Origin of the sequence: Shewanella marisflavi (assembly GCF_002215585.1) — a bacterium.
GTDB classification, from domain to species: Bacteria; Pseudomonadota; Gammaproteobacteria; order Enterobacterales; family Shewanellaceae; genus Shewanella; species Shewanella marisflavi.
Genome location: NZ_CP022272.1, coordinates 859,063 through 881,650, shown reverse-complemented (window position 1 = coordinate 881,650; position 22,588 = coordinate 859,063). Strand labels below are relative to the sequence as shown.

Genomic DNA, 22,588 nt, shown 5'->3' with positions numbered 1-22,588 from the left:
CAATGCAGCCTTCTTATGTTTTCAATCGCTAGCGCCTGGGGCGCCGAGATTAGAAACGGTAGTTCACACGACCATAGTAGTAGCCACCGTTGTAATCGAACGGGCCACTCTCATAGTAGATCGCACCTAGCTCACCACGGGTACCGTCTTTCAGCTTCTGCGCTTCCTGATCAAACAGGTTATTGGCACCGATAGAGACAGTCAGGCTATCGAGGAACTGATAGCTCAGCTCAAGATCCAAGGTTACCGCCGCATCGGCCATTTCTGAACCCCAATCCGAGGTGTCGTCGGCGTGGGTCGCATAATACTCGCCAAAGTAGTTACCGCGCAGCGACATGCTGAATCTATCCCAAGACTGAGCCCAGGTCAGGGTTGCACGATGAGACGGGATCCCCTCCTCTAAACGACGCACCTTACCCTCATCTGTAGTATTTGGGTTGTACTTGTCGACACTGGTATCTGTCCAGCCATAGGCCAGGCTGAACTTAGTATCGCCAGACAACAACTGAGCATCATAAGAAGCCACCAGATCGATACCCTGAGTCGTGGTATCGAAGTCATTGGTGTAGTATGTCACCGCAGAGATCAGCTCTGGGAACTCGACACCAGCGGCGCGCAGCGCCTCATAGTCATCGGCTTTAACCTCTATCTGGCTCGACTGAGCGATACGTCCAGTCACTTCAATATTGTAGTAGTCGACCGTCACGAAGAGGTTTTCATGCTCAAATACGGCGCCGATGGCGTAGCTGACCGACTCTTCGGGCTTAAGCACCTTACCGCCATAGAAGGCCGATAGCGGATCCGTTGGCGGCGCGATGAAGGTCTGGATCAAATCGCCCTCAACGATAGAGGTCTGAGTGTTTACCACATTCTCCTGACCCACTGTCGGCGCACGGAAACCAGTGCTGTGAGAAGCGCGGAAAGAGAGCGCGTCGGTGGCCGAGAACTGCGCCGTCAGCTTATAGTTTAGGGTGTCACCGAAGGTTGAGAAATCCTCGTAACGCAGCGCGGCGCCAAGCAACCAACGCTCGCCCAGGTAGGCTTCTATATCGGCATACACACCTATGTTGTTACGAGAGTTCTTACCTGCCGCCTCGGGGCCAAAGCCCTTAAAGCCGTGAGAGCCAATGTTGAAGCCCTGGTCGGCATAGGGACCGGCGATCCAAGAAGCTTCCTCGCCCTGAGTGATCTCAAAGGACTCTTCTCGCCATTCGAATCCACTGGCAAAGCTGATATCTTCTACGCTGCCCACGGTAAACATACGTGAGAAGTCCAGGTTAACCGTGGTTTCGGCCTGCTCATAGGCACCGGTTTCAAAGTCGGTAGGCGTATCTAAGCCCAGCGAGGGGTTCAGCGAGTTCTTCAGGCTGAAGGTAGACTTGTTGTTACCCATCCCCGCGCTGAAATCATAGTTCCAGGCACCTAACTCACCTTTCACGCCAGCAAAAAATGAAGCATCTTCAACGGTACCGGCAAATTGTGGTGTGTAACCACCGGGACGCAGCTGGTTCATGGCAAAACAGTTAGGGTCGGCGACCATCGCCTTGTAGGCATCTGTCTCGAGCACGTTGCCATCGACATCGGGAATCCCATCACCGTCAAGATCTACCTTAGGGATAGGAACCACGGCACAGGTCGAAGGATCGCCATTGACCGCCCCCACCAGCAAGGTCTCGCCATCATCCACCGAGTAGACATTGCCACGATTGTGAGGGTTACGATAGTAGAATCCCCCCACCACATCGCGGGATGAAAGGTTACCAAAGGCATAGAAGCGCGCATTATCGTTGATATCGTAACCTGAGTTCAGGAAGAAGCTGTAGTCGTCTTTGATCTCAGGGTTACCCCAAATCTGTGCTGGGTCTTCGACGAAGGTGTTGCCCTGCTCGATCAGGTTTGCCGCATCGGGACGCTGCATGCTGCGACTGGTAGGATCGGCATTCTTGTATTGCAGGCTGAGGTTAACGAAACCAGCGTCAGACAGAGGTAGCCCCACGTTTGCATCGATAGTGGTGGTGGCACCGTCACCCTCGTAGTACTCTCCTTGGCCTACGGTGATCGAGCCACCTTCGGCGTCATCTTTAAGAACAAAGTTCATCACACCGGCAATGGCATCTGAGCCATATTGCGCCGCGGCACCGTCACGCAGCACTTCAACTTGTTTTAGCGCCGCACTGGGGATCACAGAGATATCTGGTCCCTGGGCACCATCGTTAATGCCGCCCCCCTGGAAAGCGATCACTGAGGCTCTATGGCGACGCTTGCCATTGACCAATACCAGGGTACTGTCAGACGGCAGGCCACGTAGGTTGACCGGACGAATAAGAGTGGCCGCATCACTAATTGGCTGAGCACGGGAGTTGAAGGAAGGTACCGAGGTCACCAGCATGTCAATCATGTCGGTAGAACCATTCTTCTTAAGATCATCACTGCTAATAATATCGATAGGTACTGGCGAATCACCAATTGAGCGCGGGGCAGAACGTGTCCCCACCACGGCGATCTTTTCAATATTGTCAGACGCTGCAGCCTGCTGCTCATCGGCAAGCGCCTGTGTACTGGCTAACGACCCCGTTAACGCCAACGAGATGGCAAAGCTAAGCGCACTCACGCCAAAACCTTTATTCTTATTTGTTGTCATCATATTTCCCGCATAATTTTTGTTATATTTCGCCATCATTCGCGCCTAAAACACACGAACCACCACAGGCGTTCCCCAGAGTGAAATAAAAACATTTCATTTACACTTCTATAACAAACAAGAAATAATTGCTAATACTAATTGTTCTAAATAAGTCAGATAGGCCATAAGCCACTAACTCGAAAATGTGAACAATAGTAATGATTTCACGACAAAAAACTAAAAATAATAGCCATTAAAGCTCAAACAGCCACTATAGAACAATTACTCAAAACATGATAAAAATTTAACTAATATTTAACTTATACCTCTAAATGAATAATTGAGTTCATCCACGATGCAGTGTTAGGTATGCAGTGCCTGGCCACTCAAAATTTTTTTAGCGAAATATCGTGACCCAGGCTAAACTAGCGGAACAGGCACCAACACGGAGTGGGGAAAATGAGTTGTAAGCACCAAGGGGTAGCCGATGCCCATGTGGACTTTTTACCTGAGAATAAACTGCTACTGAACGCCGTAGGAGAAGGGATATACGGTTTCGATCTCGAAGGCAATGCGGTGTTTATCAACCCAGCAGCGGAGCGGATGACAGGCTGGAAAGCTGAGGAGCTACTGGGTAAAAATATCCACGACTGTCACCACCATAGTCATGCCGACGGCAGCCCCTATCCCCAGGAAGAGTGCCCAATCTATAACACGCTGCACGATGGCATCGCACGGGAGATCAGCCATGATCTCTTCTGGCGCAAGGATGGCAGCAGCTTCCCTGTACATTACACCTCTACCCCAGTGTACAAACAGGACCGTCTCATCGGCGTGGTCGCGATATTTCGCGACATCAGCATTCAGAAGCAGACCGAAGCCTCGCTCAGAGAAGCGCTGAAACAGGTGCAGGCACTATCGGAGAAGCTGGCTAACGAAAATGATTATCTGCTGACCGAGCTGGCCAGCCACAGACAAGAGGTCAATATATCGGGTGAGAGTGAGGCAATACAGTCACTTATCGATCAGATCAAGTTAGTGGCCAACACCAATAGTACGGTACTGATCAACGGTGAAAACGGTACGGGTAAAGAACTGGTTGCCCGCAACATACACGCGCTGAGCGATCGCAGCCATCAGCCCTTGGTCAGTGTCAACTGCGCCGCATTCTCGCCAACACTGCTTGAGAGTGAGCTGTTTGGCCATGAAAAAGGTGCCTTTACCGGGGCCACCAGCCGCCGCAAAGGCCGTTTCGAACTGGCGCATCGAGGCACACTGTTTCTCGATGAGGTGGCCGAACTCTCCCTCGAGGCGCAGTCTAAGCTGCTTAGGGTGATCCAGGAGCAGGAGTTTGAACGCGTGGGCAGCAGCACTCCCATCAAGGTCGATATCCGCCTGGTGACAGCGACCCATCACGACTTGCTTAAACGCGTCGAACAGGGATTGTTTCGCATGGATCTCTACTATCGTCTCAATGTATTTCCGCTGCATGTACCGCCGCTTCGCGAGCGACTCGAAGATATCCCTCTATTAATCAAAGATATTGTGTCCAATCTGAATCTTAAGTTAGGTAAGAAGATAAAGGGGGTCAGTAAGCAAGGGCTGCAACACCTAATGGCTTATCACTGGCCCGGCAACGTACGAGAGCTGCAAAATGTGATCGAACGTCAAAGCATACTCTGCCACGGACAGATTTTGCAGATCCCCGCACTGCAGGCCGAACCTGCGCCCGAGGATAAGGGAGAATTTCAAACCCTTCAGCAGGTTGAGGCCGCCCACATTCGCCGCACCTTAAAACGCCTCAACTGGCGGATCTCCGGGCCCAATGGCGCCGCTAATGTTCTTGGCCTGCCAGCCAGTACCCTAAGATCCCGCATGCAAAAACTCGGAATAAAGCGCCCGGGATAATAGCGCCACACAACCTGTAAATTAGCGATATATCGCCAAAGCACGATATATCGCTAACACCTACTACAAACTAAAAAATTAAACCTATACTTTTCAATGTATTACATAGTATAAAAACTTGGTTTCCTCCTTGCATTAGCTCCGGGTAATCCCTTAAGCAAGAGTTTGGAAATTCAATGAGTCAAGATCTTAGCCGTAACGCCGCCCTCGCCTCGCCCCAGGCCAAACAGGGCACTGCAATCCCGGTCGTTAACCTGCCCGCCAAGCCAGGAAAAATCCACATCAAAGAGCAAAAGGGTCGCTATCAACGCCTGCGCACCGGCCTCAACAGCCTGCTTATCCTCTTTTTCTTCCTGCTCCCCTTTATCCCCTATCAAGGACGCCAGGCGATCCTTTTGGATGTCGAGCGCCAGGAGTTTCACTTCTTTAGCCTAACCCTATGGCCGCAGGATTTTACCCTGTTGGCCTGGCTGTTTATCATCGCCGCCTTCGCCCTCTTCTTCGTCACCGTGTTCTGGGGGCGTGTCTGGTGCGGCTACCTCTGCCCACAGACCAGTTGGAGTTTTGCCTTCGTCTGGATAGAGAGGCAGATTGAGGGCAACAGTAACAAGCGTCACGCCCTGGACAAGGCGCCCTGGCACCTAGAGAAGCTCCTCAAACGCACCGCCAAGCACCTCGCCTGGGGACTAGCAGCGCTGATCACAGGTTGTGGTTTTATCGCCTACTTCATCCCGGCGAACGAACTCTATGTACAGATTTTTACCCTCAGCGGCAGCTTCTGGGTGAGCGCCTGGGTCTGGTTCTTTGCGCTATGCACCTACCTCAACGCAGGTTGGATGCGCGAGCAGATGTGTCTGCACTGCTGCCCCTACGCCCGCTTTCAGTCTGCCATGTTCGACGCCAACACACTGACGGTCTCCTATGATGCTGCCCGCGGTGAGTCACGCGGTCCGAGAAAACGTAAACAGGCCACCGACCTTGGCGACTGCGTCGATTGCAATCTGTGTGTCGATGTCTGCCCCACAGGCATAGATATTCGAAACGGACTGCAATATGAGTGCATCAACTGCGGTGCCTGTGTCGATGCCTGCGATCAAACCATGGACAAATTTGGCTATGCCAAGGGATTGATCCGCTATGCCAGCGAAAATGAGTTACAGGGCAAGCAGGTGAAACGCTTCTCGTCCTTTAAATTTGTCGGCTATGGTGTGGCGGTGCTGATTATGCTGAGTGTATTTGCGCTGGATCTCTATCGCCATCAAAGCATAGATCTCAATGTGATACGTGACCGTCAGAGCCTATATCGAGAGGTGGGCAATGGTCGCATAGAAAACAGCTATACGCTGAAGATCCGCAACAAGACCCAGGAGGATCACCATTATCTTATTGCCCTAACTGGCACTGACCACCACAGCATCGCCAAAGAAACAGCGCAAAAGGTGTTGATCAAGGCGGGTGAGCAACTGAGTTATCCGGTGACAGTGTACGAGCAAAAACAGCCCGATTTCATTGGCACTAAACTGCAAAAGCAGACTATCGACTTTACCGTCACCAACCTGAGTAGTCCCAAGGATAAGGTCTCTCAATCGAGTCCTTTCTTTAGTCTGAGTCCCTTCTAACAAGACCAAGTAGGTAACGGCCCAAACGCGCTTCCCCTTAGCCGGGGCCGTTACACTCCTAAGGCGATGAAAAGGTTAACACCTGAGTATGCAGCCCTAAGCGAGTATGCCTCTCTACTTATGTTTTAGCGCCTATACTTCCCATCGGCCTCACCACATGGTCAGACCAGATAAACACTCCGCAATAAGAAAATCACTTTTTATTCAGCAAGATATTAGTTAAACAAGCGTTTTATTTTCTTCCGGTTATGGTTGACCTAGGCGAATTTTTAGCACAGTCTAAACACTTGTTTGATTGAGACTCTACGATAACGCTGACAATAATAATCAAAGGAGAAGCGTCCATGGATTATGATTCGTATACCCATGTCGATCTGGACAAATATGGCTCACTGATCGATCTGATCGAAACCGCTGCTAAGCGCTTTGGCGATAAGACAGCCTATGTCTGTCTGGGTAAAGCCAGCAGCTTTGCCGATATAGAACGCGACTCCCGCTACTTCGCCGCCTACCTGCAACAACATACCCAGCTGAAGGCTGGCGACAAAATTGCCATCCAGCTGCCCAACATTACCCAATTTGTTATCGCCGCCTATGGGGCGCTAAGAGCCGGAATGGTATTGGTCAACACTAACCCCCTCTATACCCAAAGGGAGTTGATCCATCAATACAATGATTCTGGAGCAAAGGCCTTGGTGGTGCTTAGCGATCTGCTACCGACACTGGAGCAGGTGATCCCAGCCACCCAAGTTGAGACCCTTATCGCCACCCATGCCCTCGATCTCATCGCGCCTCAGCCCCTTGTCGACAGCCCGTTGGCCCCCGTGAGTTTTGAGCAGGTGTTAACCCTGGGCAGCCAATCTGATTATCGCCAAGTTAAGGTGGCGCAAGAGAGCCTGGCGGCGCTGCAATACACAGGTGGCACCACAGGCCTGTCGAAAGGCGCTATGCTGAGCCACAGCAACCTGCTGGCCAATATGCTGCAGGTACAATCACGCCTGTCCAGTAAGTTTGTCGAGGGCGAAGAGATCTTCATCGCACCATTACCCATCTATCATATCTATGCCTTTATGGTGAATTTTGTCTACTTTGAACAGGGCGGCTGTAGCGTACTCATCCCAAATCCGAGAGACATCAGCGCTTTGATCCAAACCATGTCACAGCATGCGTTTACCGGATTCGCCGGACTCAACACCCTGTTTGTTGGCCTGTGCCATCAAAAGGCCTTTCAAGGACTGGATTTCAGCCACCTTAAGATCACTATCTCCGGCGGCACAGCACTGACCCAGGCAGCAGCATCCATATGGCAAACCACTACAGGCTGCACCATCTCCGAAGGCTATGGTTTGTCAGAAACCTCCCCCGTGGTCTCGCTCAACGCCCCCGGCCTTGAGTGTCTTGGCACCATAGGCCGCCCCGTGATTTACACTCAGGTCAAGATCATCGACGCCAATGAACAAGAGGTCCCCCACGGAGAGGTCGGCGAGCTGGCAGTCAAAGGTCCGCAGGTGATGAGAGGCTACTGGCAAAAGCCGGACGAGACCGCCAAGGTGATGACCCAGGACGGCTTCTTCAAGACAGGAGATATTGCCCTGGCCACTGATAATGGGATGCATAAGATAGTGGATCGCATGAAAGATATGATCAATGTCTCCGGCTTTAACGTCTACCCTAACGAGGTGGAAGATGTGCTATCGGCCCATGAGAGCGTACTGGAATGTGCTGTCATTGGCGTCGAAGATAGCCGCAGCGGCGAGGCCGTTAAGGCCGCCATCGTGCTGAGAGACCCTAAATCTGATCACCAGATGACCCAAGAGGCGCTGCTAGCGCATTGCCGCGAGCAATTGGCAGGTTACAAGGTGCCGAAGATTTTCGAATTTATGGCCGCCTTACCTAAATCGACCGTGGGCAAAATACTACGCAGAGAGCTAAGACAATAGGCCGGGCATCACGCCGGGGGTTCTCTCAACGCCCGGCGCTGACCTCACCTTTGCTCATCCCGGCCAGATAAGCGCTTGGGTATCAAAGCCCAGCGCCTTGGCCTGATTAATAAAATCCTGCTTTAAGCTCTCATCTATCTCTGGACTGCGCGCCAGCAACCAGAGGTAATCTCGGTTGTAGCTGGTCACAAAAGCGTATTGGTAATCGCTGTCTAATCGGTAGATCACATAGGCACCATAAAAGGGGCCGAAGAAGGAGACCTTAAGATGACCAATATCTGAACTCTCGACAAAGTAGGCCTTGCCTTCGGCAACTTTCCAGCTTTTATCCGCCGCCGAGTAGCCACGGTTGATCACACTGACACCACCATCATCACGCAGTTGGTATTCTGCGCTCACCTGGCTGAGGCCGCGCTCGAAGCCATGATCTAAACGGGCGATCTCATGCCAGGTGCCCAGATATCTTGAGAGTTCAAATCCCTCAATCGGCGCTATGCCCTTGGGCGCGCTAGTACAGCCACTCAAAAAAGTTAACAGACAAACCAAGCTCAGGGTTAACGGCCATTTCATTTGGATACTCCAATTATTGAGGTGTGCTTGAAAAATCATATCTTTAAAGCAATACGCAGCGATTTTCCCTAAGGTTCACTAGGGGCTAAATGGCTTTCCTATCGCACTTTTATTGGGCCTTCAACTCTTGTTCTCCCTAAGCGTTAGCCCGCTCACAAAGTATAAATTTTAACCAACAAATCACTATTCTTTAACTAAGGTGCCCTTAGAATGAGTAATACCATTAGAAAAAACTCATTAAAAGGTGTACCCCAGATGCGATCCTTTACTCTACCCCTTACCCTCATACCCTTTGCTCTTTCTGGATTTATGTTAGCGGGCTGCGGCGGCTCAGACGATAACACCCCACCAGAACAAGTTGTTAGCACCGGCAGTGTAAGTATTGCCATTTCAGATGCCCCCATGAGTCAGGTCAGCCGGGTCGAGTTGGTGCTCGACAAATTGGTGATGACCGATGCTCATGGCCAAGTACATAGCCGGGATATGGCTCAACATAGGTTTAATCTGCTCGATTACCAAGGTAAAGAGAGCCACAAAGTGATCGATGGCCTCGAACTTCCTGCAGGCCAATATCATGATGTGCATTTCACCTTAGTCAACGGCGATCAGGCACAAGGCTGCGCCATTGAGAACGGTCAGGGCTTACACCCCTTGATGATAGAAAATGGCCACCTTCCTATGGCGAACTTTACCCTAGGTGAACATCAGCACCTTAACCTGACGATGGAGATTGATCTCTACCAGTCGATGCACTTCTCCGACGGCCAATATCAGCTCAACCATCACGGCGTCTACTCTATAGACAATGAAACCATGGGCCATCTGTTCGGTGAGATGGACTCTCAATGGATTGCAGACTGCGAGACCCAAAACGCCGATAACGCACCAGAGGGCGGTCAGTTCTACCACATGGCCTACCTCTACTCCAATGAAGTGACTAACATCTCGCAGATGGGCGACATAGTTCAGGACCGCAGCGATGGTCTCTTCTCGCCGGTAGCCATCTCCCCCGTACGCCAAGACATCAATGGCAACTGGTTCTTTGCCATGGGATATCTGCCTTCGGGAAGCTACAGGGTGGGATATACCTGCCTGGGACACCTGGATGATCCAGCCCAAAACGATATGACTCAAGGCGCATTTAGCCTGTTTGAGGATGGCGGAGAGATCACCGTTGAAGATGGTGGCAGAGAAACACGCCATCAGTGTGGTCGCGGCCACGGCGGCCACAGAGGCTAATTCATAGGCTAGTAGAAAAGGGCAAACACCTGCTGTTTGCCCTTAAATCTATCAGCCCCTGTCCGCTAGGACTCTTCAGTCAGCAGCTGCAAGCTGGCGAACTCCCGATACAGGCTGTTGCCCTGCATCAACTCACCATGGGTGCCACTGGCCACCAATTGCCCCTTCTCCATCACCAAGATGCGATCGGCATTGAGCACGGTCGACAACCTGTGGGCGATAATCAGGGTGGTACGCCCCTGCATCAGACGATCCAGCGCCTGCTTAACTTTCTGTTCGCTCACCGCATCCAGGGCACTGGTCGCCTCATCCAGCAGTAGTACGGGACGGTCTGCCAAAATCGCTCTGGCGATGGCGATACGTTGCTTCTGCCCACCAGATAAACGCACGCCGCGCTCACCCAGATAGGTCTGATAACCTTCTCGAAACTCGCGAATAAACTCATCGGCGCGGGCGGCGATACAGGCCTGAACCACCTCTTCTAAGCTGGCATCGGGGCGGCCATAACGCACATTTTCCAGCACGCTAGTGGCAAAGATCACCGACTCCTGCGGCACTAAGGCATATTGCTGGCGCAGCTCTTGGGGACGCAGGCTGGCAATGTCGATGCCATCGAGTTCAATCACACCGCTGCTGAGCACATAGAAGCGCTGTAGCAGTTCAAACAGGGTGCTCTTACCGGCGCCGCTAGCCCCCACCAGGGCCACCCGCTCACCGGGGCGAATATGCAGGTCCAGACCGCGGATCACCTCATCATTATGTTCACTCTCTCCCTGACCCTCGGCGGCCTCCCGATAGGCAAAGCGTACCTGTTTTAACTTGAGCTCACCGCGCACCTTAGCGGGCAGCAACTTAGGATGAAGCGCTTGAGGAATGTCTATGGGTGTATCCACCAGCTCGATCAACCGCTCGGTAGCCCCGGCGGCGCGCTGGATCTCGCCAATCACTTCACTGATGGTCGCTACGGCGCCCGCCACCATCACGGCGTAGAACATAAAGGCCGACAATTCACCCGGGGTGATCGCCTGTGCCATCACATCTTTTGCCCCCACCCAAGTGATCAAGGCAATAGCCAAGATACTGAGAAACATCACCAAAGAGATCAAAATCGCGCGGTACTTGATGCGCCCTTTAGCAGCAGCCATCACCTCCTCGACCCGCTCGGCAAACAGCTGCCTGTCGCGATCCTCATGGCAATAGGCTTGTACCGTGTGGATCTCGTGCAATGACTCATCTACATAAGCGCCGAGATCCCCCACCTTATCCTGACTGCGGCGCGACAGTTCACGCACCTTGCGGCCAAAGAAGAAGATAGGGCCAAGCACCAAGGGCACCGCCAGCAATACTAAGGCGGTAAGCTTAAGGCTAGTGATCGCCATCATCACCAGGCCGCCGACCACAGTCACACTGGCCCGCAGCGCCATAGAGAGACTCGAACCCACCACAGATTGCAGCAAGGTCGCATCGGCGGTAAAGCGCGAAATCACCTCACCGGTGCGCAATTTGGCGTAAAAACCTGGGGAGAGCTCAAGCAGATGGTTATAAACCTTAAGCCGTATGTCGGCGCTGACCCGCTCCCCTAACCAAGTCATCAGATAGAAACGACAGAAGATGGCAGAGCTGCTTAGCGCTGTAATCCCAATCACCAGCAAGATGATCTCGTTTAGGCGGTCGCCGTTATCCCTAAGAAACCCCTCATCCACCATGAGGCGCACACCTTGTCCCAGTGACAGCCAGGCCAAGGACCCGATAAACAGAAAGAGAATAGCGGCCACCACACGGCGACGGTAAGGGCGTAAGAAGCCACCAATCCAGGGCAGCACGGCCCGCTTGGTATTTGAGGATCTGCTTTGAGTAACCTCAGCGGCAAGTGGTTGAGACAAGCAAGCCTTCCTTAGATTAAGCGATTTAGGGCAATTAGCTGACAGAATAACAAAACCCGCCATGAAAAGCGGGTTTTGTTTCTAGCCTAATGCTGACTGACAAGGACTCGCTAGAACCAGGTGAGGCCTATGCTAATTACTACGCCAGTGATCAGTAGCAACATCAAGCAGTAACCCATAATATCCCGCGCCTTCAAGCCCGCGATCGCCAGTACCGGCAGCGCCCAGAAAGGTTGGATCAGATTGGTCCAGGCATCACCCCAGGCGACCGCCATCGCCACCCGCGCCACATCTGCGCCCAAGGCCTCGGCCGCAGGGATCATGATAGGCGCCTGCACCGCCCACTGACCGCCCCCTGAGGGTACGAAGATGTTAACAATCCCGGCGCTGATAAAACTCCAAAACGGCAGGCTGTTGGCACTGGCGATAGCCACAAAACCGGCAGAAATACTCTGGGCCAGCCCTGACTGCACCATAAGGGCCATGATCCCCGCATAGAAGGGGAACTGGATCACTATGCCTGCGCCACCTTTAATCGCCTCATTCAGGCTCTGCAGTAAACTACGGGGCGTTTGATGCAAAATAATGGCGAGGAACAGAAACAGATAGTTGACGATATTAAGATTCAGCTTACCACCGGCGGCAAAGAAGTAATGCCCCAGGTAGGCAAGACCCAATCCCCCCACTGCCCAGGCAAGCAAACGGCTATTTTCCAAATGATCGGCAGGCCGAACAATGGCCTCTTTTTCGGCTTCGGGTTCTGCTAACTTGTCCCTGTCGACATAGATACTCTCCTCGTCGCTTGGCAGCATGAAGCGGTTAACCAGTGGGATAAGCACGAATAGGATCGCCACCAAGGCCAGATTAAACCCGGCGAAGATAGTGTGCTCTGTGGCTATGATGCCTATCTTATCCTCGGCAAAGTGCCCCTTGGTCGCTATGGTCAGGGGAATAGAGCCCGCTAAGCCGGCGTGCCAAACCACAAAGCCCGAGTAGGCACTGGCCACCAGCAAGCGGTAGTCCACCTTAACCTGACGCGCCAAGGCCTTGGCAAACAAGGCGCCCACCACCAGGCCAAAACCCCAGTTAATCCAGCTGGCCATCAGGGACACTAAGGTCACCAAAATGATCGCCTGGGGAGCGCTCTTGGCCAGGCCGGCAATTTTATCGAGCAGGCGCTTGATAGGTGGCGAGCTGGCAAGCATGTAACCCGCCACCAGCACCAGCAGCATCTGCATGGAGAAGCTGAGCAGCGACCAAAAGCCTTGGCCCCAATAGGTCACCAGTTGCACAGGGCTCTGCTGCTCCACCAGCATAGCAGCGCCAAACACCAGCAGCGTCAGCAGCAACACAAAAATATAGGGGTCGGGTAGGTAACGATCGACCAGTTTTACCAGAGGTTGAGCGGCCTTATTGAGCATATTCTTATCCTTGATTGCTTAGTATTATTTATTGATTAGCCGCGATCAGGTTAAGCGATATCTAAACAAAATCATATTCATACTATCGTATAGGGTCATCGGCAACTCCTGGATTCATTGCTATATCCCCCCTCCTTCCTACACCTTCTCATGTTATAGTGAGGCCACAATTCACCACCTTAAGATGTTATGGCCCAGCAGTTTTCCACCGAGACCAAAGATGAAGCCTTAAAAATTGCCAAGGCGACCCAAAAGCCGGGACAAACCAAAGAGCAAACCAAGCTGATTGCCCAGGGGATAGAAAAGGGAATTGCCGAATACAAGAAACGTCAGAAGAGTAAGGCAAGAGACAGGGATAAGGCGCGTAAACAAGAACTTAAAGCCAAACAGCGTCAGCAGCACGACACAGACACCGAAGCGCCATCGCCAGAGGCCAGGCAGGTGAATATTCTGCCCTGGCTACTGCTTGCCCTCAGCTGGGTTGGTTTTATTTGTGCCTACCTGCTCAATCATTAAGGCGGCACTATGACTGCTAGGGCGATATCACGCCTGCGTTAAGGACTGGGCGATCTCCTCGATATGGGCCTTCACCCAGCGCTTATCGATAGGTCCCCAGTCATTCAGCCGATAGTAACCGGCGTTATGACGCTCGCCATCCTGCACGAAGGTGCAGCTAATGCCTATATCCCCAAGGGCGGCAATGGCATCTTGCAGGGTACGCCGAGGCATAGAGGTCGCTTTATTGAGCGACAACAGGTTATGCTGTTCAGCATCAATCAAATGGGCCAGATAGAGCTTTCTCATGAAGGCAATTTTCTGCTTAGATAACTCGGGGCTCAAGGCTTCCTCTCTTCTCTAACTTATTACCACAATTAGTATTCTTACTCTTGTAACATAAAAGATTCATCACATACAGGCGCAAAGTGCTGACGCCGCTGATAAAAGTGATATAGTCATTCATCAACAGCACTCAATCGCCACTTGGTAGGATAACAAATGGAAGATGTGACTCCTCAACAAGCGACCTCTGCACCGATACGGCAACGCCTGGACAGCTCTGATTGGCTCAATATTGATGAGCTGCCACTGACCCAACTCAAACAGGCCTATATTCAGCAGGTACAGATAGAAAGCCTGCTGATCTTCACGCCGCTACTGATCATCGCCCCTATCGCCAGCATATTGCTCAACCTGCCCGGCAGCCTGATCATCGCCCTAAGTACGCTACTGCTTATCCTGGCAGCCACAGTCGGCTATTGCCGTTATCGCCACGCCCTCTCTATCGCCTACGGCGTATTTGAACATGAGTTTGTCATGCAAAAAGGGCTAATTTGGCACAAGAAGACCGCCCTTCCCTATACACGACTGCAACATGTCAGCCTCTCTCAAGGGCCGCTGGAACGCTACTTTTCGCTGCATACCCTCAAGTGCTTCAGTGCTGGCAGCGGCAGTGCCGAAATCAGCCTACCAGGACTGGATACCCAGGAAGCTGAGCCGCTACGCAGACACCTGCTGGCCAAGGCTTCGTTAAGCCAGCAAGGCTCAGACGAGAAGGAAGCCTAAGCTGATGAATACTAGGTTTGCCCAGTGGGCCAGCCTCTCTCCCTGGTCTATCATCAGCTTTAGTTTTGGCGGTCTCAAGCAACTGTTGACCAATGGCTACGCCCTGATCCCGCTGGTCTATACCGGGTGGCAGCAGGGTTTTAACTCCCCTTGGGTACTCTTGGTCGCGTTAGGCGTTTGTCTGCTTACTTTAAGCTATGCCAGCCTGCAATGGGCCTGGTATCGATATCGATTGCAAGACGCCAAGTTGGGGATCCGTCAGGGATTGATCTTTAAACGGGCGCAGGAAATTCCCCTTAACAAGATTCAGAATGTCCGCCTGGAACAGCCGCTCTATTTTCGCCCCCTTGGCCTCTATAGCTTGGTGGTGGAAACCGCGGGTTCCAAACGAGACGAAGCCGTACTCGCCGCCGTCAACTATCGCCAGGCGATGCAGCTCAAAAGAGAGCTGTTTAGGGCGCATACACAAAAGCAGTCACCAATAGAACAACAGGTTAAGACTCAACTCAACCATGAAATACCAAAAGAAGGCTTAGTGATCGCCAAAGATCTTAAGGCATTAATGATCTTCGGTCTGTACCAAAACAACCTCATCTGGCTGTCACTGATCTCAGGCTCTATTTTGGGACAGATAGATTGGGAAAACCTGCAGCACAATGCGCTGGTGCAAGGGCTGCTGCACTGGTATCAGACCCATATCGCTACCGGGCTTGGCTATCAGGCGCTATTTATTCTTGTCACTTTGACGCTTGTCTACCTCTTGCTATCGCTGATCTCCATGGCATCTTCGGTGCTCAAGTATTACCCCTATCGTCTCAGCTTACGTCAAGGGACACTCCACAGAACCGGCGGAGTATTGGCCAAACAACAAGATGCACTGCGCCTGCACAGGGTCCAGACAGTGCGTTTCGAGCAACCCGCTATCGGCCGCCTGTTACAGCGCTGGACGGTGCATTTCGAGCAGGTGAAGGGCAATGAGGTAGAGCAGCTCGCCAAGCGTCACCTGCTGATCCCCAGCATGACCCAAGGCGACATAGCAGAGATGCTGCCCAGACTCGATGACCTGGCGACTAAGGCAAATCGCTTGCCTTCAGCTTTTCAGGGGATCCACATCGGCTGGTTTTGGCGCCGCGCCTTGCCGCTGGCACTCCTTCCTCTACTGCTAACCCCCATCACAGGTTTTACGCCCTTTACCCAAATTGTGTATGGCTTAACCCTATTGTCGCTAATCGGCCTGTATCTGCACTATCGCCAGTGTGGTTATCATCTCGAGGGAGATGACTGCTGGATCCACAGCGGCATATTGGGTCAATCCTGGCAGTTGGTTCCCTTGATAAAAACTCAGGATGTCAGTATCTCACAGACACCGGGGCAAAAACGCAACGCGCTGGCCACCTTGCATTTAGGGCTTGCGTCAGGACCTTTGGTGATCCCCTATATTCCGCTGACAGAGGCTAGATTGATTGCCGAAACCGCGTTAAGTTTAACCAGGCAAGATCCCAAAAACTGGATTTAAGGAGCACAAATGAACCGGATAAGCCATACGCCTGACGAGATACTCAAGTTTTGGTTCGAGGAGATTGAGCCTAAAGCCTGGTTTGCAAAAGATCTGGCGTTTGACCAAGGGATCAAAACGCGCTTTGGCGAGCTGCTTACTCAGGCAATCAATGGCGAACTCTATCACTGGCGCACCACACCTCAGGGGCGTCTGGCTGAGATCATAGTGCTGGATCAATTTAGCCGTAACATCCACAGGGACACGCCCCTGGCATTCGCCGCCGATCCCATGGCATTAGCCCTGGCCCAGGAAGCGGTCGCCGCTGGTGTCGACAAACAGTTGCAACCTAAGCAAGTTCCCTTTCTCTATATGCCCTATATGCACAGCGAGTCCAGGGCAATTCATGAGGTAGCTCTGATCCTCTTTAACCGTGAGGGTGCCGAGAATAACCTGGCATTTGAACAGCGACATAAGGCGATCATCGACCGATTTGGCCGTTATCCCCATCGCAACGCCATTTTAGGACGACAATCGACCCAAGAGGAGCTGGCGTTTCTCGCCGAGCCCGGCTCAAGCTTTTAACCCATAGGGATTAAGGAGTACCCATGGAGATCACCCTGGCCCACGGCCTCTTGCTGTTAGTCACCGGCTTTATGGCCGGTATCATTAATACCTTGGCTGGTGGCGGCTCCAACTTGACCCTGCCCGCACTCATGGTGATGGGCATGCCCGCCGAGGTGGCCAATGCCACCAATCGCGTCGGCGTCACTGTGCAATCGATCACCGCCATGATAGGTTTTCATAAGCATGGCAAGCTGGATACCGACGACAAGGGCCCTATTTTACTGCCCACTATTGTCGGCGGATTTATTGGTGCGGGCGCCGCCGCCTACGCCCCCAGCGAGTTGATCAAACCCCTGCTACTGGGCACCATGCTGCTAATGGCCTTTATCATACTGGTGCGCCCGGCCATCATCTCCCCCGAACTGGGCACCCCGGTTAACAAGATGAGCCAGACCCCCAAGGCCTGGTTTTGGCTGACGCTAGCCGGGATCTACGGCGGATTCGTGCAGGCTGGCGTTGGCTTTGTCCTCCTGGCCGCCTTGGCGGGTAGCCTGAGATATGATCTGGTCAGAGCCAATGCCTTAAAGGTGTTCTGCACCTTGTTTTTTACCTTGGCCTCACTGCTGGTGTTTATCTATGAAGATCTGATTCTCTGGTTACCCGGTTTAATTTTAGCGGCAGGGACTATGGTGGGCGCTCATCTGGCGGTGAAACTGGCCATTAAGGTCAGTCCAAATGTGTTGAAGTGGTTTCTGTTTTTAATGACGCTCTGCGGCAGTATCGCCGCCATGCTTCACTAACACTCAGATAGATTAGTTGCGCCAATCTATCATATAGCTGACAACCCCAGCTTGCTCACAGCGCCATACCCGCACCGCCACTGATGGCTTGAGTACACCGGGGGAAAGCTCCAGCGTCTTCCAGTCGGGGCGGGTAAACAGGCCGCCGTTTAAGCGCATCTGCTCCAGCTGATAGGCAATATTCAACCTTTCTATGGTGCCATCGAGGGTACGAATGCCAAAATCTATCTGAGTTTCGCTCCTGTGATAATTAAACACCTCCCCCTGCCAGGAGGTAAGATGGTTGCGATCGCAAGGAACAAAATCGGGGGCGCGCAGCCGCTCGCCAAAACAGGGCGTTCCCCAAAAGTAAAGGCCTATGGCGAGAGTCCATAGGCCCTGTTTCAGCACAGAACTAGGCATATCCTTATTTCGCCTGCCAGCGGTAGAAACCACTCAACATATCGGCACGTTCAGACTGGCCCTGGGTAAACTCGACCATGCAGCTATCGTCGGTATAGTCCATGAAGTTATAGATGGGGTCGTCACCGGCGTCGCGCCTACAGGTGTCGCGCCCCGTGGGGCAGCCGTAAGCTGCTGAGCGCTCGGCTGGTGTATCCCCAACCTGATCCCCTCCACCATTACAGCCGCCCTGGAAGGTGTGGTACAAGCCCAGCCAATGACCCACCTCATGAGTGGCAGTATCCCCCTCGTTGTACGGCGCCGCAGTGCCGCCTGGCAGAGATTGATTCAGGATCACAATCCCATCATCGTTTGGGTTACTGGCATAATCGGTAGGAAAAGTTGCCCAGCCCAGCAAGCCGCCACCAGGGTTGGACACATAGATATTCAGGGTCTCGGCGTTACCCGCGTGCAGTGTTTGCTTCATATCACGCTCGGCACTGGTGCCCGGCCCAGCGGTATACCAAGCATCATTTTCTGTCGTTGTGGTACCCTGCAAGGTAAAACTGAACTTAGTATCGAAGCCGCTTCCGCCGCCCGCACCAGAAAAGGCATCGTTAAGCACGTCTATCTGATCCTGTATCAAGGAGTGGACATAGCCATCGCCGCTGCTGCTCACGATAACATGCACGTAAACAGGAATATTGTAACCTACCGGGGTGTATGGGTCGCTCGAACCACCACCACCGTTGCCACCACCGCCGCCATTGCCGTTACCAACGCCGCTAGGTTTCTTTAAGGCTTTCAGGTGCTCATTAAGTAAGCGCACCTCAATATCTGAGGGGGTACGGGTACCACAACGCAGGAAGGCGGCGTTAGCATGGGCATGGTCAAATGCGGGCGTCGTGCTCGTCCTTGCCAGTTCTTGATCGGCTTGAACCAAACTGCTTACTGATATCAACAGCAGAGTGGTTAGCAGTATTACGCTTCTTCTCATGACAGCCTCACCTTAAAATCAGATCCAGTTCACATAACTGAGTATAGGAAAAGCCGGCGAACTTGCGAACAAAGGCGCTTTTCTCCACGGCCTGGCGGTTTTCTTTAATTTCTCTTTACACTCCACACAAATGTAAATGATAACCATTACTATTTAAGCTGATGCTTTTTTTGGGTATCCTTTGTTGCGTTAATTTGGACGGCATGCCGAGCCTCAACGGCTTGCACGACTCCTCACTATTCCTCTTTCGCTAAGATGACGACAGATCATGAAACTAAAGCCTATTTCGCTCGCAATCTTCTGTGCCCTAAGCATGACTTCCATGCCTGGCCATGCAGAAACCCAAACCGCTCAGACAAACCAAGAAAAGCAACAGGTCGATGAACAGATCGAGAAGATCGAGGTTCGCGGACGCTATGTGCAAGGCTACAACGCCCATTCAGTTGGCGGCGCCTCACGGCTGGATCTGGCCATTGTCGACATTCCTCAGTCTGTCTCGGTGATCACAGATGCACAGCTCGACGACTTCCAGCTCAATGACATCAACAGCGCCCTGGACAGTGCGACAGGTATCAATGTTGAGCGTATCGAGACCGACCGCACCTACTACACGGCGCGCGGATTCGACATCACCAACTTTCAGATAGACGGCGTCGGCCTGCCGCTCACCTCGGGTAACAACCATGCCGACGAAGACACCGCCATCTATGATCGCATCGAGGTGATCCGCGGCGCCAACGGCCTGATGACGGGCGTGGGCAATCCCTCTGCCACGGTCAACTTTATTCGTAAGCGCCCAACGGCTGACAATCAGCTTAATCTGCAGGCCAGCTACGGCAGCTTCAACAACCTTAGGGTGGAGGCCGATGCCAGTGGCCGCCTTAACGACACCTTTGACGGGCGCGTGGTGGCAGTGAAACAGACAAAGGAGTCTTACCTCGATCGCTACGAGACAGATAAGAGCGTGCTCTATGCCTTCCTGGAGGCTAACCTGAGCGACGACACCAGCCTGTCGGTCAGCCACAGCTACATCAACAACGATGCTACGGGCAATAACTGGGGCGCGCTGCCGCTCTACTATACAGATGGCAGCCCAACCCACTACGATAGATCCACCAACACCTCGGCCGATTGGTCTAACTGGCAGGTGATCAAGCAAAATACCGTGGTGGAGTTAAGTCACTACTTCGGCAACGACTGGCGTCTACGCGCGACTTACTCTCACAAGAGTACCGATGAAGATACCGAACTTTTCTATGTTTACGGCACGCCCGACCGAGAAACCGGCCTGGGTCTCACCGGCTATGGCAGCGAATACGATCTCGACGAGAGTCATGATCTGGTAGATATCTATGTCGATGGCGAAGTCAGCCTGTTTGGCCGCGAGCATCAGTTGGTCGCCGGGGTGAACTATGCCAAGGTGGACTATATCGACACCTCTTTATATGACTACACCACGGGCAACGGTTTCCCGGCCATGCCAGATCTCAACGACTGGGATGGTAACACGCCCAAGCCCATCTTTGCCGACAGCCCCCGCGGCAGCGACGTCAGCGCTAAGCAGCAAGCCGCCTACTTTACCGGTCGCTTTAACCTGTTCGAGGGCTTCCATCTTATCGCCGGTGGTCGCTTCAATAAGTGGCAGGCCGAAGGGGTCTCCTACAGCAAGCTACAAGATGTAGAAGATAGCCAGTTTATCCCCTACCTGGGCGCCGTTTATCGCATCACTCCTGAATTAGTGGCCTATGCCAGCTATACCGAGACCTTCAAGTCGCAAACCGAGAAGGATATCGACGATAACTTGCTGGCGCCTGTTACAGGTGAAAGTAAGGAGATAGGTCTTAAGAGCGAGCTATTTAATGGTCGCCTTATCGCCAGCCTGGCCTATTTCGACATTCAACAGGTCAATCTGGCCGTGCCAGATCCACGCACTGCGGATCTGCCGCCGACCGACCAGCGCTACATAGGCGCCGATGGCATTAACAGTAAGGGCTATGAATTTGAAGTCGCCGGAGAGGTATTTGATGGCCTCAACCTGAGCCTGGGCTTTACCGACTTCGATATTGATGGTCACGACGAAAACGCCGAGATAGTCGCGGCCTATACCCCAAGCCGCCTGCTCAAATTCGCCGCCACCTACGATGTCGCCGCCATCGAAGGCTTATCGATTGGGATGAACATGCGCTGGCAGGACGATATCTCGCGTCATCAGGGCGTGGTTGGCGATGGCTTTGATAATGCGGGCGAAGAGATCATTACCCGGCAGGACGCGTACGCCATCGTCGATCTTATGGCCCGCTATCAGTTTAACGAGAACGTTCAACTGAGCGTCAACGCCAACAATGTGACCGATGAGAAATATCTCAACAGTCTCTATTGGGCTCAGGCCTTCTATGGCGCTCCCGCAAACTACAGCGCCACCCTTAGCTGGAAGATCTAACCCGACGTAAAAAGGGCATATAGGAAAACCTATATGCCCTTTTTAATAGCAACTCTTTGAATAAATTATCGAATATCTAATTAAACCAGCTCGGCCAACATAGCATCAGAATATTCCACCAGCGGCTGCTTATCGCGCACCCTGGCGACATAGTCTGGGTTGGCGATAAAGGGACGACCAATAGCTAACAGATCGAAGCGTCCATCGGCGATGGCGCGCGCGCCAGTCTCTGCCGTGTAGCTTCCTACGCCCACTAAGGTTTGACCATAATGCGCACGCACATAGTCAGACACTCGGCCATCAAGATAATCAAACTCCATGGCGTCATCGAATATCCCCACATGCAGATAAGCGAGCTGACGAGACTCCAACTGCTTTAAGAAGTAGTCGAACACGGCGCGATCACGGCTGTCACCCTGCATATTAACGTAGGCACCGGGCGATACGCGCAGCGCTGTGCGATCATTGCCGATACGCTTAACGATGGCATCGACCACAGCCAGCGGGAAGCGCGCCATATTCTCTGGCGTACCACCAAACTCATCATCGCGGCGATTACTGTCGTGATGCAAGAACTGATCGATAAGGTAAGCATTAGCGCCATGGATCTCGACGCCGTCGAAACCGGCATCGATCGCATTCGCCGCAGCCTGTGAATAGTCGGCCACCAACTGAGCTATCTCTTCAGTCGTCAGCGCCTTAGGCACCTCATAGGCCAGTTCACGCTGACGTGGCACTGTACCTTCAATCTTAACCGCCGATGGCGCCACTATCTGCCCACCGAAGAAATGTGAGTGCGCCACACGGCCGGTGTGCCACAACTGGGCAAAGATCTTACCGCCTTTAGCGTGAACGGCGGCAGTGACTTTCTGCCAGCCCTGGATCTGCTCTGGGGTAAACAGGCCAGGCGTGTTGGGGTAGCCTTGGCCATCGGGGCGAATAATCACCGCCTCGGAGATAATAAGTCCGGCATCGGCACGGCGAGCATAGTAGTCCGCCATCGCCTGAGTGGGTACCAAGTCATCGTCTGCCAGACAACGAGTGAGCGGCGCCATGAGAATCTTATTGTTAAGGGTAATACTGGCATTAAGCGCATAAGGCTCAAAAAGATTGGCAGTCATATTCGGGTCTCTATCTTGAAT

The 22,588-nt window shown here is 52.7% G+C and carries 18 protein-coding genes; 10 read left to right on the top strand and 8 right to left on the bottom strand.

Features of this window, described 5'->3' with window-relative positions:
• Positions 1–49: 49 nt before the first annotated feature.
• Positions 50–2,641, bottom strand: coding sequence for a TonB-dependent receptor plug domain-containing protein (locus CFF01_RS03935; RefSeq protein ID WP_408640510.1), 2,592 nt, complete (start codon positions 2,639–2,641; stop codon positions 50–52).
• A 441-nt stretch (positions 2,642–3,082) separates the two neighbouring features.
• On the opposite strand from CFF01_RS03935, the gene CFF01_RS03930 reads away from it, so the two are divergent.
• The 3 genes from CFF01_RS03930 to CFF01_RS03920 all read left to right on the top strand — a co-directional run bounded on the left by CFF01_RS03930 (position 3,083) and on the right by CFF01_RS03920 (position 8,090).
• On the top strand, positions 3,083–4,531 hold the full coding sequence (locus tag CFF01_RS03930) for a sigma-54 interaction domain-containing protein (RefSeq protein ID WP_088903941.1): 1,449 nt from the start codon (positions 3,083–3,085) through the stop codon (positions 4,529–4,531).
• 176 nt (positions 4,532–4,707) lie between these two features.
• Positions 4,708–6,150 carry a cytochrome c oxidase accessory protein CcoG gene (gene ccoG, locus CFF01_RS03925; protein WP_088903940.1) on the top strand — a complete coding sequence of 481 codons (1,443 nt, stop codon included), beginning with the start codon at positions 4,708–4,710 and terminating at the stop codon, positions 6,148–6,150.
• A gap of 344 nt (positions 6,151–6,494) precedes the next feature.
• Complete coding sequence (locus CFF01_RS03920) at positions 6,495–8,090, top strand: AMP-binding protein (protein WP_088903939.1); 1,596 nt, start codon at positions 6,495–6,497, stop codon at positions 8,088–8,090.
• Between the two features lie 54 nt (positions 8,091–8,144).
• Here the strand turns inward: CFF01_RS03920 and CFF01_RS03915 are convergent, their stop codons facing one another.
• Positions 8,145–8,660, bottom strand: coding sequence for a lipocalin family protein (locus tag CFF01_RS03915; RefSeq protein WP_088903938.1), 516 nt, complete (start codon positions 8,658–8,660; stop codon positions 8,145–8,147).
• A 255-nt stretch (positions 8,661–8,915) separates the two neighbouring features.
• Here CFF01_RS03915 and CFF01_RS03910 point away from each other — a divergent pair, with 255 nt between their 5' ends.
• Positions 8,916–9,899, top strand: coding sequence for a DUF4382 domain-containing protein (locus tag CFF01_RS03910; RefSeq protein ID WP_088905866.1), 984 nt, complete (start codon positions 8,916–8,918; stop codon positions 9,897–9,899).
• 65 nt (positions 9,900–9,964) lie between these two features.
• Here the strand turns inward: CFF01_RS03910 and CFF01_RS03905 are convergent, their stop codons facing one another.
• Complete coding sequence (locus CFF01_RS03905) at positions 9,965–11,782, bottom strand: ABC transporter transmembrane domain-containing protein (RefSeq protein WP_088903937.1); 1,818 nt, start codon at positions 11,780–11,782, stop codon at positions 9,965–9,967.
• A 110-nt stretch (positions 11,783–11,892) separates the two neighbouring features.
• Entirely contained in the window at positions 11,893–13,203 is a 1,311-nt protein-coding gene (locus CFF01_RS03900; RefSeq protein WP_088903936.1) for a short-chain fatty acid transporter, read from the bottom strand.
• Between the two features lie 189 nt (positions 13,204–13,392).
• On the opposite strand from CFF01_RS03900, the gene CFF01_RS03895 reads away from it, so the two are divergent.
• The gene (locus tag CFF01_RS03895) at positions 13,393–13,719 is read left to right on the top strand and encodes a DUF2956 domain-containing protein (protein WP_088903935.1); all 327 of its coding nucleotides are present in this window, start codon (positions 13,393–13,395) and stop codon (positions 13,717–13,719) included.
• 27 nt (positions 13,720–13,746) lie between these two features.
• On the opposite strand, the gene CFF01_RS03890 is transcribed toward CFF01_RS03895, so the two are convergent.
• On the bottom strand, positions 13,747–14,043 hold the full coding sequence (locus tag CFF01_RS03890) for a winged helix-turn-helix domain-containing protein (protein ID WP_088903934.1): 297 nt from the start codon (positions 14,041–14,043) through the stop codon (positions 13,747–13,749).
• A 156-nt stretch (positions 14,044–14,199) separates the two neighbouring features.
• On the opposite strand from CFF01_RS03890, the gene CFF01_RS03885 reads away from it, so the two are divergent.
• From CFF01_RS03885 to CFF01_RS03870, 4 genes are read left to right on the top strand one after another with little or no spacing between them, the layout of a single operon-like run.
• On the top strand, positions 14,200–14,766 hold the full coding sequence (locus tag CFF01_RS03885; protein ID WP_088903933.1) for a PH domain-containing protein: 567 nt from the start codon (positions 14,200–14,202) through the stop codon (positions 14,764–14,766).
• 4 nt (positions 14,767–14,770) lie between these two features.
• Positions 14,771–16,282: a PH domain-containing protein gene (locus CFF01_RS03880; protein ID WP_088903932.1), complete on the top strand. Its 1,512-nt coding sequence runs from the start codon at positions 14,771–14,773 to the stop codon at positions 16,280–16,282.
• 9 nt (positions 16,283–16,291) lie between these two features.
• The gene (locus tag CFF01_RS03875) at positions 16,292–16,846 is read left to right on the top strand and encodes a DUF924 family protein (RefSeq protein WP_088903931.1); all 555 of its coding nucleotides are present in this window, start codon (positions 16,292–16,294) and stop codon (positions 16,844–16,846) included.
• Positions 16,847–16,869: 23 nt separating this feature from the next.
• Entirely contained in the window at positions 16,870–17,628 is a 759-nt protein-coding gene (locus CFF01_RS03870; protein WP_033539729.1) for a sulfite exporter TauE/SafE family protein, read from the top strand.
• 12 nt (positions 17,629–17,640) lie between these two features.
• Here the strand turns inward: CFF01_RS03870 and CFF01_RS03865 are convergent, their stop codons facing one another.
• Positions 17,641–18,030: a hypothetical protein gene (locus CFF01_RS03865; RefSeq protein ID WP_088903930.1), complete on the bottom strand. Its 390-nt coding sequence runs from the start codon at positions 18,028–18,030 to the stop codon at positions 17,641–17,643.
• Between the two features lie 4 nt (positions 18,031–18,034).
• Complete coding sequence (locus tag CFF01_RS03860) at positions 18,035–19,006, bottom strand: zinc metalloprotease (protein WP_088903929.1); 972 nt, start codon at positions 19,004–19,006, stop codon at positions 18,035–18,037.
• Positions 19,007–19,274: 268 nt separating this feature from the next.
• Between CFF01_RS03860 and CFF01_RS03855 the strand changes: the two genes are divergently transcribed.
• Complete coding sequence (locus CFF01_RS03855) at positions 19,275–21,446, top strand: TonB-dependent siderophore receptor (protein ID WP_088903928.1); 2,172 nt, start codon at positions 19,275–19,277, stop codon at positions 21,444–21,446.
• 80 nt (positions 21,447–21,526) lie between these two features.
• Here CFF01_RS03855 and CFF01_RS03850 read toward each other — a convergent pair whose 3' ends face one another.
• Positions 21,527–22,567, bottom strand: a complete 1,041-nt coding sequence (locus CFF01_RS03850) for an alkene reductase (RefSeq protein ID WP_088903927.1) — start codon at positions 22,565–22,567, stop codon at positions 21,527–21,529.
• Positions 22,568–22,588 lie beyond the last annotated feature (21 nt).

What these genes read in the sequence shown, in the direction of transcription:
- CFF01_RS03935 (WP_408640510.1), bottom strand. Translation starts at nt 2,641, where the DNA reads ATGACAACAAATAAGAATAAAGGTTTTGGCGTGAGTGCGCTTAGCTTT.
- CFF01_RS03930 (WP_088903941.1), top strand. Translation starts at nt 3,083, where the DNA reads ATGAGTTGTAAGCACCAAGGGGTAGCCGATGCCCATGTGGACTTTTTA.
- ccoG (WP_088903940.1), top strand. Translation starts at nt 4,708, where the DNA reads ATGAGTCAAGATCTTAGCCGTAACGCCGCCCTCGCCTCGCCCCAGGCC.
- CFF01_RS03920 (WP_088903939.1), top strand. Translation starts at nt 6,495, where the DNA reads ATGGATTATGATTCGTATACCCATGTCGATCTGGACAAATATGGCTCA.
- CFF01_RS03915 (WP_088903938.1), bottom strand. Translation starts at nt 8,660, where the DNA reads ATGAAATGGCCGTTAACCCTGAGCTTGGTTTGTCTGTTAACTTTTTTG.
- CFF01_RS03910 (WP_088905866.1), top strand. Translation starts at nt 8,916, where the DNA reads ATGCGATCCTTTACTCTACCCCTTACCCTCATACCCTTTGCTCTTTCT.
- CFF01_RS03900 (WP_088903936.1), bottom strand. Translation starts at nt 13,203, where the DNA reads ATGCTCAATAAGGCCGCTCAACCTCTGGTAAAACTGGTCGATCGTTAC.
- CFF01_RS03895 (WP_088903935.1), top strand. Translation starts at nt 13,393, where the DNA reads ATGGCCCAGCAGTTTTCCACCGAGACCAAAGATGAAGCCTTAAAAATT.
- CFF01_RS03885 (WP_088903933.1), top strand. Translation starts at nt 14,200, where the DNA reads ATGGAAGATGTGACTCCTCAACAAGCGACCTCTGCACCGATACGGCAA.
- CFF01_RS03880 (WP_088903932.1), top strand. Translation starts at nt 14,771, where the DNA reads ATGAATACTAGGTTTGCCCAGTGGGCCAGCCTCTCTCCCTGGTCTATC.
- CFF01_RS03875 (WP_088903931.1), top strand. Translation starts at nt 16,292, where the DNA reads ATGAACCGGATAAGCCATACGCCTGACGAGATACTCAAGTTTTGGTTC.
- CFF01_RS03870 (WP_033539729.1), top strand. Translation starts at nt 16,870, where the DNA reads ATGGAGATCACCCTGGCCCACGGCCTCTTGCTGTTAGTCACCGGCTTT.
- CFF01_RS03865 (WP_088903930.1), bottom strand. Translation starts at nt 18,030, where the DNA reads ATGCCTAGTTCTGTGCTGAAACAGGGCCTATGGACTCTCGCCATAGGC.
- CFF01_RS03860 (WP_088903929.1), bottom strand. Translation starts at nt 19,006, where the DNA reads ATGAGAAGAAGCGTAATACTGCTAACCACTCTGCTGTTGATATCAGTA.
- CFF01_RS03855 (WP_088903928.1), top strand. Translation starts at nt 19,275, where the DNA reads ATGAAACTAAAGCCTATTTCGCTCGCAATCTTCTGTGCCCTAAGCATG.
- CFF01_RS03850 (WP_088903927.1), bottom strand. Translation starts at nt 22,567, where the DNA reads ATGACTGCCAATCTTTTTGAGCCTTATGCGCTTAATGCCAGTATTACC.